This is a genomic window from Seonamhaeicola sediminis, from assembly GCF_004358095.2.
GTDB classification, from domain to species: Bacteria; Bacteroidota; Bacteroidia; order Flavobacteriales; family Flavobacteriaceae; genus Seonamhaeicola; species Seonamhaeicola sediminis.
Genome location: NZ_SMZJ02000003.1, coordinates 1 through 15,336, shown reverse-complemented (window position 1 = coordinate 15,336; position 15,336 = coordinate 1). Strand labels below are relative to the sequence as shown.

The following is a 15,336-nucleotide window of genomic DNA, read 5'->3' as shown; positions in this document are numbered from 1 at the left end:
AAATGTATCGTTTTTACTAAAAAAATGAAATTATATGTTAAAAATGCTTGTTTGTGTAACTTTTTCTACAAAACAAATGCTAACTTGTGAACTACTATGCAAACAACTTAATTATTTATGAAATACCTTTTTGCTTTTTTGTTATTTTTCATTTCAACAGTAGCGCTTTCTCAAGAAAACACTACAATCACTTATGATTTAGAAAGCGAAATCCCTAAAGACACCACTGCCACTCGTGGAGAATTATCAAACGGACTTAAATACTACATTAAAGAAAATGATAGACCCAAGGACGTTGTTAACATGCGTTTGGTTGTTAAGGTGGGACATCTTCAAGAAGATGACAAGCAGCAGGGTTTGGCACATTTGTTAGAACATATGGGCTTTAATGGTACCAAGAATTTTAAGAAGGATAAACTGGTTAAGTATCTTGAAAGTATAGGTATGACTTTTGGAGCTGATTTGAATGCTCACACAAATTCATACGAAACAGTTTATAAACTAAAAGTACCAAGTTCAAATTTAAAGAAAGTAGATAAGGCATTTCAAATCCTAGAAGATTGGGCTCATAATATGAGTTTGAAGGATGACGCGATTGATGATGAAAAACCTGTAGTCTTAGAAGAGTTTAGGGCAAGACTAGGAAGTGGTAATAGAGTTGGTACTCAGGTTGTGAAATTTATGTATGAAGGGATGCCACAATTAAGGTATTTTTCCGATGAGAAACTTGAAAATATTCAAAACTTTGAGTCGAGGCATTTACATCGTTTTTATAAAGATTGGTATCGTCCTAATTTAATGGGGATTATTGTTGCTGGAGATATAGACCCCAGTTATGTAGAAAAGAAAATAAAAAAGCACTTTTCTAAATTGGTTAATCCAGAGCATGAGAAGCCTTTGTTTAGTTACGATAGTGTGCCATACCATAAGGAAACAAGGGTGAAAATTATTACTGATCCTGAAAAAACAACAACATCGTTATCTCTGGATTTTATCAATATTAATCCAATAAAGCGAGATAAAATTTTAATGAAACATCAAAAAGAGAGCTTTTTGATAGGAATGATGACTGCAATGCTAAATAAAAGATTAGTAGAATTATCCAATAGTTCAAAACCTCCTTTTATTGCAGCTGGTGCAGGGGTAAGAGGTACATTAAGTAAATATCATGGTAAGTTTTCTATAAATGCATCTTCAAGTGAAGAGGGGGTTCTTGAAGCTTTAAATGCTATAGTAGTTGAATTAGAGCGTGTAAAACGTTTTGGTTTTACCAAAAATGAGCTAGATGAGATAAAAAAAAATATGCTTGCTAGTAACGAAACATTTTTAGAAAATAAAGATGATTGGTATTCTTCCAGTTATTTAAGCCTTTTAGAACAAGAGTTTAAAAATGATTGGGTGTTGTACTTAAAAGAATGGAGATATAACTTTACCAAAACAGTTTTAACCCAAATTACGATAGATGAAGTAAACGCAATGTTCAATTTTTATTATCATGAAGATAATCGTGTTTTAATACTTACAGCGCCTGAAAAGAAAGATTTAATATTACCAACCGAAGAAAATTTGTTAAGTACAATTAAGCAAGCAGAGCTCAATACTGATATCGAAAAATATGTAACTAAAGAACTCGATAATCAATTAATTAAAGAATTGAGACCTAAAGGAAGCATCGTATCAGAAGAAAATCATCTTTATGAGATCAAAGAATTAGTTTTAAGCAACGGTGCAAAAGTGTATTACAAGAAAACTGATTTTGATAAAGAATCAATTAGGTTTAAAGCATTTAGTTATGGTGGTAATTCCTTGCTTTCTGATCAAGATTATATAGCCGTTGGTCAATTAGTACCTTTAGCTAGTGTAACAGGTATTGGTGGTTATAAGAGTCATGAATTACCAAAAGTGCTTGCTGGAAAAAAAGTAAATGTCTCCTCTTATGTATCCATTTATGATGAAGGTTTAAACGGTTCTGTTCGAGGAAAAGACCTTGAAACACTTTTCAAACTTATTTACTTAAACTTTACTAGTATTAATAAAGATGAGGAAACGTATTTGTCAATTGTAGATAAAATAAAGGCGTCAACTAAAAATAGAAAGTTAAGTCCTTCAAATTTATTTTACACTGAGATTAATAAGGTCACCCAAAAAGGAAATCCAAGATATATCAACATGAATGAGAATGATAATCTAGAGCGTTTATTAGATTCTGTTCCTTATGTGGATATTTATGAAAGTTATACTGAAAGATTTAAAAACGCTGGAGATTTTAAGTTTTTCTTCATAGGTGATTTTGACGAAGATATTTTAAAAAATTATACTGAAGTATATTTGGCATCTTTGCCAAGTACAGATGAAAAGGAAGAATATAAAAAATCTACCTACAAAAATGTAATTTCAGGTAAACGTATTGAAGTTCACAAAGGCTTAGAAGAAAAAGCAACCCTTTTAATCAGCTTTGAAAAAGAAGCCGAATATCTAAAAAAAGAACATGAAGCTTTAAGAATGTTTGGTCAAATTTTTAGAACCAGATTACGTAATAAAATTAGAGAGGAAAAAGGTGGTGTGTATACAGTAAATGCTAGTTTGAAACATGTAGGAAGACCCTTTTCTAAATATACCGCTTCAATAAATTTTAACTGTTTACCAGAAAATATAAATGTTCTTGAAGAAGAAAGTTTAAAAGTATTAAGGGAGTTTATTAAAGAAGGGCCAACAAAAAAAGAAGTAGCGGCTGTTAAAGAAAGTTGGATTTTAAATAGAAAAAAAGCGTTGGAAACTAATGGATTCTGGCTTAATCATATGTATAATAAAGTGTATTGGAAACATTCATTTAAAGGAATCAATGATTATGAAGATAAACTATCTGAAATATCTCATAAATACATAAAAAAAACAGCAAAAAAATATATTGATAAGCCAAGTTTTATTGCTAAGCTGTTGCCAGAATTAAAGGCAGAAACTAATGCTAATAAGGAAATTGAAAAATAACATTATAGATTAATTATACTATTAAAAGCCCTTTCTTATAAAAAAGAAAGGACTTTTGGTTTTTAACTTAAAATTCTATGAATCAATTTTTCCTTGGCAGAGGCATCATCTCCACAGAGCCATCTTATCACATTATCTTCACAAATGGCATCATATTCTGTTTGGCTAATAATATCTCTTTTCATGGCCAGGTCCAATATTTTTCCTGGGTATGAAGACTGCTTGTCGCTTTCCATTTCTCCAAGCGGGTAGGGGTCATCTAATCCCATAATCACTTGTTTAAAACCATGATTTTTAATAAGAAGTTCTAAGCCTCCCGTATCATGAACCAGCGTATCAAAAAAAATGTTTTTATGACCAACCGCTTTTCTAGGGTGGTGTTTACCTTCAAATAAATCTGGTCTGCCATCAAACCCTTGAATACGCCTACCTAAATTTATTTGCGCTAGTTGTCCGCCATGAGCAAAACACGTACGCATATTCGGATATTTTTCTTGATAACCGTTTAGAGTTAAGAAATGATATGCATCAGCACATTGTGCTAACATCCATATTAAATGAAATCTCCAAGAGGTGTTTTCTAACATAATGAATTTTTCACCATCATACGGATGAATTTCTACTGCTAAATTGTATTTATTGGCCAATTCAAAAAGTGGCTCGTTTTCTTCGTCATAAATACAACGCCAAGTGCCAATGGTGTCCATGTAATGGGTTGGTAAACAAAGAAGTTGCAACCCGTGTTCTTCTACGCAGCGTTCAATTTCCCAACAGGCACTCCTTAAAAATCCTGGATGAACCACAAAACCACAGGTAAATTTGCTTGGGTGTTCATGCTGAATTCTTGCATTAAAATCGTTTTGAAAACGTAAAGCTTTTTTCATTTCCTCAACTCTAAGTCCATTACCATACAGTTGCGAAAGATTTAAAACAACGGCGTGATCTATTTGGTAGCGCTCCATCCATTCTAGTTTCTCATTTAAGAAAAAACTGGAATCTGTAACAGGGCGCTTCCAATCTTTTTGAAGCATAAACTTTTTTTCTTTGTCTACCCAAAAAATCCCTTTTTCTCTCATAAATTCGGGTATTTCCTCAGGGTAAGGAAGCAGGTGTGAGTGACCGTTTATTCTAAGTTTACGTTTTTCCACTTTAAAAGGAAGCTGTTTTTATATTCGTTTTCCTCGCTTGACTAAAGAATAATACGAATTAAATGAAAGGACATATTTACTATGAGTCATTCTTTTTTGGAGGAGCCATTACATTACCACATTTTTTACAGGTACGTTTTTTTTCACTACTATAAAACTTATCAAAAATTACAGGCATATCGGTTTCTATATCATCTAATTTAAATTTTTTTCTATATAGGAGGTTATCACAGTTTTCACAATACCACTCTAAAGCATCTTTCATTTTTTTAGATCGTGGATATTCAATAACCAAACCAACTGTATTAGCCTTTCTCTGAGGAGAATGTGGGATTTTTGAGGGTAACAAATATATATCACCTTCTTTTATATGAACATCTTCAGGCTTTCCTTTATTAAATATTTTTAGCACCATATCGCCTTCTATCTGATAAAAAAACTCGGGTGTTTCATTATAGTGGTAGTCCTTTCTGTTATTAGGGCCGCCAACAACCATTACAATATATTCCCCATCCTTCCAAACACATTTGTTACCTACCGGTGGCTTTAATAAATGACGGTTTTCTTCAATCCAATCCTTAAAATTTAAAGGAGAAACTAATTTACTCATAGAATGCCTCTCTTAAACTCCCCAACAAGGAGAGAAACCCAAATTTGGTGTTTGAGTTTTTTAATTATAAATGTTCTATATAAAGATAGTATATCTTTTGCAATTCTTTCTTATTTAGGAGGTGTAGAGTGTTTTTATAAACTTTTTGTTCTACCTCCATCAACAGGAATATTAATTCCGTTAATATAACTAGCACAATCACTAGATAAGAAAACTACAGCATTAGCAACCTCTTCAGGGCTAGCAAAACGTTTAGCAGGTGTGTAGTTTTTCATGATTTGAGCCATTTCTTCAGGTGTTCTATCTTCAATGTTGGCTTTTATATTTATAATCTCTTTTAGTCGTTCGGTTTCAGTAAAACCTGGTAGAACGTTGTTTACAGTTATGCCAAAAGGGGCTACTTCTATAGATAAGGTTTTACTCCAATTTCCAACAGCCCCTCTAATAGTATTACTAACACCTAACATAGGTATGGGTTCTTTTACCGAAGTAGATATAATATTTACAATCCTTCCAAATCCTGATTCTTTCATAAAGGGAATAGTGGCTTGAGCTAATACATGACTACATTTAATATGCATGGTGAAGGCATTTTCAAACTCATCTAAACTTGCATTTAAAATATCTCCGCTTCTAGGACCTCCAGTATTGTTAACAACAATATGAAAACCATGATTGCTGTCAATAAATTTAATAACCTGCTCTTGTAATTCTCTAGGATTTAAAAAATCTGCCACAATGTAATTATGACTTCCTTGTTGAGGTAATTCTGCCAAAACAGCTTTTAGTTTTTCCCTATTTCTGGCAACCAATGTTACATTGACTCCTTCAGCTGCAAGTAATATGGCAGTTGCTTTACCAATACCCTTTGTGCTGCCACAAACTAATGCGTTTTTGTTGTTTAAGTTTAGGTTCATATTCTTTATTTTAATTTGGCAACTTTATCTTCTTCTAGAATTTCTTGCGTTTCTTTTGTGATTATCTTTAGAATTGATTTTAAATCATCTTTACTATTAATTTTTCCTTCAGCTAGCATATTTAAAATTGCTTTATCTTGGGCCCTTCCTTTTAACATGGCATCGTGGTAACCTAAATCTTCATTAAATGTAACCAAAGAATATTTTGATGCATATTCATTAGGGAATGCCTTCTCTAAATCCATTTCTAATTTACGTTTTTCCTGAAAAATTGGGTTAGCAACATGGTCACGCATTTCATAAAAATTGTCAATGGCTAAATCAGCAATAGCATCGGTGTTCTTTTTTCTAGAACTTTCATAGGCTTTAAAGGTAGCTTCCCAATTTTCTAAATTCTCATCTAGAACCTTGTCAAACTCAACTACATCTTCAAAACTTGCATTCATACCTTGTCCATAAAACGGTACAATGGCATGAGCAGCATCACCCATTAAAAGGGTGTTACCCTTATAAAACCAGGGAGAGCATTTAACCGTTCCTAAAGGAGATGTAGGATTGTTGTTAAAATCTTCTAATAAATTAGGCATATGTGCCAGAGCATCAGGAAATTCTTTTTTGAAGAACTCTAACACTTTTTCATCGGTATTCAAGTTGCTAAAATTGAATTCACCTTCATTGTAACTCAAGAAAAGCGTCACTGTAAAACTACCATCTAAATTTGGTAATGCAATAAGCATAAAATTACCTCGGGGCCAAATATGAAGTGCATTTTTAAAGATTTTAAAGTTATTTTTTCCCTCAGGAAGAATAATCAATTCTTTATATCCATGCGTTAGGTAATCTTGCGAAAAGCTAAATAGAAACTTTTTTCCTAAATAATAACTTTTGCGTAGAGCTGAACCTGCACCATCGGTTCCAATAATAGCATCGGCATCTTCAATAAATTGGGTGTTAGTCTGGTAATCTTTGAAAAGTGCAGTGGTTTTTTCAAAGTCAACCGACTCACATTTTTTGTTAAAATGAATAGTCACATTTTCATGCTTTTCTGCTTCAGTTAACAAAAGTGCATTTAAATCACCCCTTGAAATAGAGTTGATGTATTCATAGTCACGTCCGCTATAAGGCGATAAAAAAGTGTTTCCTTTTTCATCATGAATCATACGCCCATTCATGGGGATACAAAGTTGTTTTACTTTGTTTTCTAACCCAACCAATTTCATGGCTTTAATACCTCGATTTGAAAAAGCAAGGTTTATAGACCTACCGGCGTTAATATTTACTTTTCTTAAGTCTGGACGTTTTTCATAAACAGTAACATTAAACCCGCGTTGCCCCAACCTTAAAGCCAATAGTGAGCCGCAGAGTCCTGCACCAATGATGAGTATATTTTGTTTCTTTTCTTTCATTTTGTTTATCTGAATTTGTTTCAGAATCTCATGATAGTTTTAATTTAAATGGATTAGTGTCTATTTAAGAAGATTGAGCTATTTTATAAGACATCTTTCAATCGTTCCACCAAATTATAAACATCTTTAAAAGAATTATAAAGTGGCACGGGAGCACAACGAATAACATCTGGTTCTCTCCAATCTGTAACCACGCCAGCTTCTGTTAGCTTATGATGTAACTTTTTATCAGCATTAATTACTTGAATAGACAATTGGCAACCACGTTCATTAGAGTTTCTTGGGGTTATAATCTTTACGACATTTTCTCCCAATGCATTTAATAAAAATTCTAGATAACCCGTTAATTTTTTTGACTTTTCAACTAAAGCATCCATACCAACCTCATTAAAAATATCTAATGAAGCTTTTATAGCGGCCATAGACAGAATAGGTGGGTTACTTAATTGCCAACCCTCGGCTCCTGGCAATTGATCAAACTCATCGCGCATATTAAATCGTGTAGTTTTATTATGGCTCCACCAACCGGTAAATCTGTTTAAATCCTTTCTATTTGCATGGCGTTCATGTACAAAACATCCTGCCAAACTTCCTGGACCTGAATTGAGATATTTATAACTGCACCAAATGGCAAAATCAGCTCCTGAGTTGTGTAGATTTAACTTAACATTGCCAGCACCATGAGCACAATCAAATCCTACTAGACATCCGTGTGTATGACCTAATTCTGTAATGCGTTTTAAATCAAAATACTGTCCGGTGTAGTAATTAACTCCACCAATAAGGATTAGCGCAATTTCATTACTTTGATTTTTAAGGATTTCTTCTAAATCTTCATAAGCTAATAATGTTTCTCCCTGTTTTGGTTTCCAGAGAATTATACCTTCTTTAGGGCTAAATCCATGATGTTGTAATTGCGATTCTACTGCAAATCTATCGGAAGGGAATGCATCACTCTCAATTAGTATTTTGTACCTTGTTTTTGAAGGTTTATAGAATGACACCATCATTAAATGTAAGTTAACTGTTAGGGTGTTCATTACAATGACCTCAATGGGTTTTGCGCCTACTATATCAGCCATTTGTTTAGTTAAAAACTCATGATAGTGTAACCAAGGGTTTTTGGCTTTAAAATGACCTTCAACGCCTAAATTTGCCCAATCTTCAAGTTCTTGATCAATATGTTTTTTAGTTGACTTTGGTTGAAGTCCTAATGAGTTTCCTGTCATGTAAATTAGGTCATTTCCATTAGTGTCTTTGGGGATATAAAATTGTTGGCGATATTTTGCCAAGTCATCTTTTTTATCTAATTCTAAAGCAAAATCTAATCCTAATTTGTATGTATCCAATTTAAGTTTTTTACTGGTCTCTAACAAAAGTACGTGAATTTTTTCATTTGAAAATTAATAAAAACCAACTAGAAAAGTTAATGAAACCAATAAAATAATGACTCAAGTGAATCAAAACCTAAAGTAGTTTATGGCTGATTATTTTTTGTATATTTAAAAAAAATCAAAGCTATGGCAAAGACAAAAGAATATTCAAACGGAGAGTTAACTGTAGTTTGGCAGGCAGAAAAGTGTATTCATTCTGGTATATGTGCAAAAGGGTTACCCAATGTTTTTAGACCAAAATTAAGACCTTGGGTAAAGGTTGATACTGAATCTGCTGAAGCTATAGTTTCACAGGTAAAACAGTGTCCCTCTGGGGCTTTGAGTTATTATATGAATGATGAAGAAGAGGAAACAACAGAGGATACAAAAACTAAAGTAGAGGTATTAGAAAATGGACCTTTATTGGTTTATGGTACAATTACAGTCACAAATAAAGATGGTTTATCTGAAGAAAAAAATAAAACTACAGCGTTTTGTAGATGTGGTTTTTCAAGTAACAAGCCATATTGTGATGGTACACATATAAAAAAAGGTTTTAAAGGTTAATATTGGCTAGAAATTAAAAAAGTAAAAGCACCTTAAATTATTAACTAAAGTGCTTTTCATATATATAGACGCCAATGCGGAAGATTATATTATAGTTATATATATTCACAGTCGCATTTAAGTTTTTCGCCTTACACTTCGCAGTGATATCTTAAAAATTTCAAATGAGAAAGCGTCATATTTCTATGACGCTTTAAACTATATGTTGGAACAATATTTTACCAGAAAATTGCGTATAGTACGGCCAAAATAACCATTACCACAAACGAGCCTATATTAAACAAAGGTGTTGTTTTGAACAATTCTTTTGTAAGAGGAATACCTTTAGAGTCATCAGTACCTTTGCCTTCAGCATTACTTAAAATCATAATAATACCCATAGATAATAGTGTTGCTAACCCCATTTGGTGCATCCAAGGTGCTAACCAGTCAAAAGCTTCTAACTGTTTTGGTAATACTTTCAAAGCTAATGCCACAGGAATTGATAAAATAGCTCCCCAAATAGCAGCTTTGTTGGTTGTTTTCCTCCAGAATAATCCTAATAAGAACACCGCCAAAATACCTGGACTTACTAGTCCTGTATATTCCTGAATATATTGAAAAGCTTGATCTAAACCATCTAAAAGAGGCGCTACTAATACAGCAATTACCAATGCCACCGCCGCAGTAATTCGACCTACATTTACTGTTTTCTTATCACCAGCTTCTTTATTAAAATACTGTTTATAAATATCCATTGTAAAGATGGTAGATGTAGAATTTAACATTGATGCTAAAGATGATACGATAGCTGCTGCCAAGGCTGCAAAAGCAACACCTTTAAGTCCCGTTGGTAAGAATTGAAGTAGCCATGGATACGCTTTATCTGCCTGCTCTAATGACGGTTTATTCAACTGGCCTACTTCACCTAAAGTAGCCATAATCTCGGGGTCGTTTACCATAACGTAAGCTGCAATACCTGGAACAACAACAATTAATGGAATCAATAGTTTTAAGAAAGCTGCCAATAAAATACCTTTTTGAGATTCTTTCAAAGATTTCGCCGCCAACGTTCTTTGGATAATGTATTGATTGAATCCCCAATAATACAGATTAGCCACCCATAAACCACCTATCAATACCCAAATACCAGGTAAATCCAAATAGTTGCTATTTACGCTACCATCACTATTAAACTCTTCTAGCACCATATGAAACTTTTCAGGAGCGGCATCCCATACCTTATGAAACCCTACCATAACACCTTCGCCACCAGAAACAGTATTTAATGCTAAATATGTAGTTACCAGTCCACCTAGAACCAAGAAGATTACTTGAATAACATCTGTCCAAGCTACAGCAGATAAACCACCATAGAGAGAGTAAGCAGCAGCAAATAATGCTAAACCAACAATGGCATACATCATATCTACCCCCATAATGGTTTCAATGGCTAAACCACCTAAATACAATACGGACGTTAGGTTAACAAATACGTATAACCCCAACCAAAACACAGCTAGAATGGTTTTTAAATTCGTGGAGAATCGTTTTTCAACAAACTCAGGTATTGTATATAAGCCTTTTTCAATGAAAATTGGTAAAAAATACTTCCCTACAATAATTAGGGTTAATGCTGCCATCCACTCATAAGAGGCTATAGCCAATCCTAAAGCAAATCCAGAACCAGACATCCCAATGAATTGTTCTGCAGAGATATTTGCCGCTATTAGAGAAGCACCAATAGCCCACCACGGTAGTGATTTACTGGCTAAAAAATAATCTTCTGCATTTTTTTGATGTCCCTTTTTATCTCTAGACACCCATAATCCTACACCTAAAATCAAAATAGCGTAAGCAATGAAAACTACATAGTCCCACGTATCAAATCCTGCTGTCATAGTAAAATATTTAGTTTGGTTAGTATATTTAAAGACTCAAATATAGAAATTTAAATCTTAAAAATAGTGTTCTATAAAAGAATAAAAACAAACTGGTAGGGTCTAGTAGGTTTTTATTTGATTTTTTGTATATTTGCATAGTATAATATGATACGTGTAAAAAGTAAAATAGGAATACCAAAGTATAAACAAATCATTAATTCTATTGAAGAAATGATTGCTTCTGGTGTACTTCAAAGAGGAGACCAAATACCTTCTATAAACAAGATAAAAAATGACCATAATTTATCTAGGGACACTGTACTTATGGCATTTAATGAACTCAAAAACAGAGGTATCATTCAATCTGTAGTTGGTAAAGGTTACTATGTTTCAAGTGAAAACATAAATATTACTCAAAAGATATTTTTGCTTTTTGATGAGTTAAATTCTTTTAAAGAAGACTTGTATAATTCTTTCTTGGAGAATCTAGGAAGTAACACACAAGTAGAAATATACTTTCATCATTTCAATAAGGATATTTTTGATAAACTTATTTTAGATAATGCGGGAGACTATAATTTTTACATCATTATGCCTGCAAACTTAGAGAATACCCATGAAATTATACAGAATCTTCCAGAGGACAAGGTTTATATCTTAGATCAAATTCCTAAAGACCTGTCTAAATACCCTGGAGTTTATCAAAATTTTGAAAAAGCACTTTATAACAACTTAAAAGAGGCTAAAAATCTTATAACTAAGTATGAAAAATTAATCTTAGTTAATTCTGAACAAAAACAGCCCCAGGGCATGCTAGATGGTTTTTCTAAATTTTGCAAAGACAATAACTTAAAATCTGTCATTCTTAATTCATTAAAAGATACCATCCCCAAGTCTGGAGATTTATATATCATTCCAGATGATAAAAATTTATTGAGAATCATTAAAAAGATGAAAGAGCTGGAATTGTTTTTGGCAAAGGACATAGGAGTTATTTCATATAATGATACCTTGCTTAAAGAGATTGTAGAAGGAGGTATTACAACGATATCTACCGACTTTAACACTATGGGTAAACGTTTAGCGGAAATGATTTTAAATAAAGAACATAAACAAATAGAAAACCCAAACCAACTAATATTAAGAAATTCATTATAACTAAATAAATGTACACTATTAAAAATGACCAAAAATTAGGTGTTTTAGAAATTAAAAACGCTGATACTTATGCCAAAATCTATTTGAATAAAGGCGCTAGTCTACAGGAATTAACATTAAATGACCATGAAATAATTAAAGATTTATCACCATTAAGTTATGCAGACACCTATGCGTCATCCATTCTTTTCCCGTTTGCCAATAGAATTAAAGATGGAAAATATACGTTTGAAGGGGAGGATTTTCAGTTTGAACCCAACCAAAAAGAAGAAAATAACGCTTTGCACGGGCTGGTTTACAATAAAACTTTTGAAGTAATTGATATTAGTTCAAGTGAAAATGAGGCGTCTCTAACTTTGGAATATAATGAAGCTAATAAATATATTGGGTTTCCATACACTTATTCAATTCAATTGAAATATATCTTTAGAAAAGAAAATTTAGAATTGAACATTAAAGTAAAAAATACAGATGTAAAAACATTCCCATTTACTTTAGGATGGCACCCTTACTTTACAAGTGATAATTTATTTGAAAGCTCTCTTCAATTTGATAGTACAGAGAAAGTAATTTTAGGAGACCGAAATATTACTATAGGCACTGATAATATTGATACAACCGAAACTTTTAAAATAGCAGGTCAGCAGTTTGATGATTGCTGGATATTAAATTCTGACCAAATCATTTTTAGAACCCCAGAGTATGATTTAAAATTTAATGCCACCGGAAACAATAACTTTTTACAAGTTTATACACCTCCAAAAGAAAACACTATAGCCATAGAGCCTACAACAGGAATTTCAGATAGTTTTAATAATGGTATTGGTTTAGAAACATTAAAACCTGGAGACTCATATAGTTTAACATGGAGTTTACATATTAATAGCAACTAAACAAAAAATATATAATGAATGAACAACTAATTAAAGATGTAAAAGATATTTACATTGAAGAATTTGGTGAAGACCCTATTTTGATTTTTTCACCAGGTAGAATCAACATTATAGGAGAACATACCGATTATAACGATGGGTTTGTATTTCCTGCAGCAGTGGATAAAGGTATTGCAGCTGCCATTCAAAAAAGTGATTCTGGTGTTTCTACAGCCTATGCTTTAGATATGCATAGTAAAGTGGAATTTGAATTAGATAAGCTAAAGCCATTAAAAGAAGGTAGCTGGGAAAACTATGTTTTTGGGGTTATTGCAGAGATTCAAAACAGAAACAAAGTTGTGGGAAATTTTAATATTGTTTTTAAAGGTGATATTCCCGGAGGTGCAGGTATGTCGTCTTCTGCAGCCTTAGAAAACAGTGTAGTTTATGGCCTTAATGAACTTTTCAAATTAGGATTAACTAAAGAGGAAATGATTTTTATTTCACAAAAAGCTGAGCATAATTATGTGGGGGTAAATTGTGGTATTATGGATCAATATGCTAGCATGTTTGGTATTAAAGACCATGCTTTATTGCTAGATTGTAGAACCATAAAAGCAAAACCTTTTAAGATTGATTTTGAAAATCACGAATTACTTTTAATAAATACTAACGTAAAGCACAGTTTATCAGATAGTGCATATAACGATAGGCGTTCTGCTTGTGAAAACATTGCAAAAATGCTAAAAGTAACAGCTTTAAGAGATGCCACCGAAGATGATTTAGCAACTATTAAAAATGAGGTGACTCCCGAAAATTATCAAAAGGCATTATATGTCATTCAAGAAAACAACAGGGCTAGACAAGCTTCTAAAGCTATGGAGGAAGGTGATTTAGACAAGCTAGGAAGCCTGATATATGGTTCTCATGAAGGACTTTCTAAACAATATAATGTAAGCTGTGAGGAGCTTGATTTTCTAGTAGAAAAAGCTCAGGAAAGTGGTTATGTTATTGGCGCAAGAATGATGGGCGGTGGTTTTGGTGGCTGTACCATTAACCTTATTGAAAAAGGTAAGGCAAAGGATTTTGAAAACTTAGTTTCTAGGCCTTATAGAGATACATTCGGAAAAGATTGCTCTGTGTATTCAGTAGCATTATCAGATGGAACACACGTAGTAAACTAATCACATTAAATAAATTATTAAATGAGTACGCTATTAGATGATTATTCACATAAACGCTTTAATATTTTAACAGGCGAATGGATATTGGTTTCTCCACATAGAGCGAAAAGACCTTGGCAGGGACAAAACGAAGCTGTCAATAATGAAAAAAGACCCAGTTATGATGAAAATTGTTATCTCTGTCCTGGAAATACCCGAATTAATGGAGAGAATAACCCAGACTACGAAGATGTTTATATTTTTACGAATGATTTTGCAGCCCTTCAAAGTGACTCTCCAGATTTTGAAGTAAACGATGGACTCTTAATTGCAAAAAGTGAAAAAGGTATTTGTAAAGTGGTGTGCTTTAGTCCAGACCATTCTAAAAGTTTAGCAGATATGGAGCCAAGCGAAATTCAAAAAGTGGTTTTCGCGTGGCAAAAAGAATACGAAGAACTAGGAAGTAACCCCTTGATTAATTACGTACAAATATTTGAAAACAAAGGAGCTGTTATGGGATGTAGTAATCCGCATCCACACGGACAAATTTGGAGTCAATCTACATTACCAAATGAGGTGGACAAAAAAGACACCCAACAGCTAAACTATTATAAAACAAATGGTACCAGTCTATTAGGAGATTATTTAGCTCAGGAATTAGAAAAAAAAGAACGAATCATTTTTGAAAATAATGCTTTTGTAGTATTGGTTCCTTTTTGGGCTGTATGGCCTTTTGAGGCAATGATTGTACCTAAAGCTCATAAATCCAATATTTTAGAGTTGAATGATGAGGAAGCATACTTATATGCCGAAGCTATTTCGGTATTAACCAAAGCATATGACAAGGTTTTTAATACCTCCTTTCCTTATTCAAGTGGTATTCATCAAGCACCAACCAACGGAAAAGATAACAACCATTGGCATTGGCATATGAGTTTTTATCCACCTTTATTAAGAAGTGCTACTGTTAAAAAATTTATGGTTGGTTATGAAATGTTTGGCTCACCACAACGTGATATTACAGCTGAAAAGGCTGCAAAAATGATAAGAGATTTAGTTTAGTATGATCTCTAAGTATTAATAGCTGAGTCGTCCTAAAATAGGTTGACCGATTATTGAATAAAATTAGTATTAATATTTGAACCATCAAAAGCTAGCTTTTGATGGTTTTTCTTTGTCCATTTTTTAAGTTTTATGTTCTGCTGTTTATGTGCTTGACTAGGAGTTAGCATTTTGATTGACAGATGGGGTCTTAAGTTATTATAAAGTAAT

Annotated in this window: 12 protein-coding genes; 6 read left to right on the top strand and 6 right to left on the bottom strand. The window is 32.8% G+C overall.

Going from position 1 to position 15,336, the window contains the following annotated elements:
• The first annotated feature begins 117 nt into the window (after positions 1-117).
• Positions 118-2,988: a M16 family metallopeptidase gene (locus E1J38_RS04685; protein ID WP_133356019.1), complete on the top strand. Its 2,871-nt coding sequence runs from the start codon at positions 118-120 to the stop codon at positions 2,986-2,988.
• Positions 2,989-3,050: 62 nt separating this feature from the next.
• Here the strand turns inward: E1J38_RS04685 and E1J38_RS04680 are convergent, their stop codons facing one another.
• The 5 genes from E1J38_RS04680 to kynU all read right to left on the bottom strand — a co-directional run bounded on the left by E1J38_RS04680 (position 3,051) and on the right by kynU (position 8,418).
• The gene (locus tag E1J38_RS04680; protein WP_133356018.1) at positions 3,051-4,136 is read right to left on the bottom strand and encodes an amidohydrolase family protein; all 1,086 of its coding nucleotides are present in this window, start codon (positions 4,134-4,136) and stop codon (positions 3,051-3,053) included.
• A gap of 79 nt (positions 4,137-4,215) precedes the next feature.
• On the bottom strand, positions 4,216-4,746 hold the full coding sequence (locus E1J38_RS04675) for a 3-hydroxyanthranilate 3,4-dioxygenase (protein ID WP_133356017.1): 531 nt from the start codon (positions 4,744-4,746) through the stop codon (positions 4,216-4,218).
• 134 nt (positions 4,747-4,880) lie between these two features.
• Positions 4,881-5,663, bottom strand: a complete 783-nt coding sequence (locus E1J38_RS04670) for an SDR family oxidoreductase (protein WP_133356016.1) — start codon at positions 5,661-5,663, stop codon at positions 4,881-4,883.
• Positions 5,664-5,668: 5 nt separating this feature from the next.
• Entirely contained in the window at positions 5,669-7,069 is a 1,401-nt protein-coding gene (locus E1J38_RS04665; RefSeq protein ID WP_133356015.1) for an FAD-dependent oxidoreductase, read from the bottom strand.
• A gap of 83 nt (positions 7,070-7,152) precedes the next feature.
• Positions 7,153-8,418 carry a kynureninase gene (gene kynU, locus E1J38_RS04660; protein WP_133356014.1) on the bottom strand — a complete coding sequence of 422 codons (1,266 nt, stop codon included), beginning with the start codon at positions 8,416-8,418 and terminating at the stop codon, positions 7,153-7,155.
• Between the two features lie 171 nt (positions 8,419-8,589).
• Between kynU and E1J38_RS04655 the strand changes: the two genes are divergently transcribed.
• Positions 8,590-9,009: a (4Fe-4S)-binding protein gene (locus tag E1J38_RS04655; RefSeq protein ID WP_133356013.1), complete on the top strand. Its 420-nt coding sequence runs from the start codon at positions 8,590-8,592 to the stop codon at positions 9,007-9,009.
• 218 nt (positions 9,010-9,227) lie between these two features.
• Here the strand turns inward: E1J38_RS04655 and E1J38_RS04650 are convergent, their stop codons facing one another.
• The gene (locus E1J38_RS04650; RefSeq protein ID WP_133356012.1) at positions 9,228-10,889 is read right to left on the bottom strand and encodes a sodium/sugar symporter; all 1,662 of its coding nucleotides are present in this window, start codon (positions 10,887-10,889) and stop codon (positions 9,228-9,230) included.
• A 147-nt stretch (positions 10,890-11,036) separates the two neighbouring features.
• Between E1J38_RS04650 and E1J38_RS04645 the strand changes: the two genes are divergently transcribed.
• The 4 genes from E1J38_RS04645 to E1J38_RS04630 are packed head-to-tail and all read left to right on the top strand — an operon-like array spanning position 11,037 to position 15,126.
• Complete coding sequence (locus tag E1J38_RS04645; protein ID WP_133356011.1) at positions 11,037-12,029, top strand: GntR family transcriptional regulator; 993 nt, start codon at positions 11,037-11,039, stop codon at positions 12,027-12,029.
• Positions 12,030-12,037: 8 nt separating this feature from the next.
• Complete coding sequence (locus E1J38_RS04640) at positions 12,038-12,922, top strand: aldose 1-epimerase (protein WP_133356010.1); 885 nt, start codon at positions 12,038-12,040, stop codon at positions 12,920-12,922.
• Positions 12,923-12,936: 14 nt separating this feature from the next.
• Positions 12,937-14,085, top strand: a complete 1,149-nt coding sequence (gene galK, locus E1J38_RS04635) for a galactokinase (RefSeq protein ID WP_133356009.1) — start codon at positions 12,937-12,939, stop codon at positions 14,083-14,085.
• 21 nt (positions 14,086-14,106) lie between these two features.
• The gene (locus E1J38_RS04630) at positions 14,107-15,126 is read left to right on the top strand and encodes a UDP-glucose--hexose-1-phosphate uridylyltransferase (RefSeq protein WP_133356008.1); all 1,020 of its coding nucleotides are present in this window, start codon (positions 14,107-14,109) and stop codon (positions 15,124-15,126) included.
• The last annotated feature ends 210 nt before the right edge of the window (positions 15,127-15,336 follow it).

Bases quoted from the DNA above. Each gene is read 5' to 3' on its own strand.
- E1J38_RS04685 (WP_133356019.1), top strand. From the start codon at position 118: ATGAAATACCTTTTTGCTTTTTTGTTATTTTTCATTTCAACAGTAGCG.
- E1J38_RS04675 (WP_133356017.1), bottom strand. From the start codon at position 4,746: ATGAGTAAATTAGTTTCTCCTTTAAATTTTAAGGATTGGATTGAAGAA.
- E1J38_RS04670 (WP_133356016.1), bottom strand. From the start codon at position 5,663: ATGAACCTAAACTTAAACAACAAAAACGCATTAGTTTGTGGCAGCACA.
- E1J38_RS04665 (WP_133356015.1), bottom strand. From the start codon at position 7,069: ATGAAAGAAAAGAAACAAAATATACTCATCATTGGTGCAGGACTCTGC.
- E1J38_RS04655 (WP_133356013.1), top strand. From the start codon at position 8,590: ATGGCAAAGACAAAAGAATATTCAAACGGAGAGTTAACTGTAGTTTGG.
- E1J38_RS04650 (WP_133356012.1), bottom strand. From the start codon at position 10,889: ATGACAGCAGGATTTGATACGTGGGACTATGTAGTTTTCATTGCTTAC.
- E1J38_RS04645 (WP_133356011.1), top strand. From the start codon at position 11,037: ATGATACGTGTAAAAAGTAAAATAGGAATACCAAAGTATAAACAAATC.
- E1J38_RS04640 (WP_133356010.1), top strand. From the start codon at position 12,038: ATGTACACTATTAAAAATGACCAAAAATTAGGTGTTTTAGAAATTAAA.
- galK (WP_133356009.1), top strand. From the start codon at position 12,937: ATGAATGAACAACTAATTAAAGATGTAAAAGATATTTACATTGAAGAA.
- E1J38_RS04630 (WP_133356008.1), top strand. From the start codon at position 14,107: ATGAGTACGCTATTAGATGATTATTCACATAAACGCTTTAATATTTTA.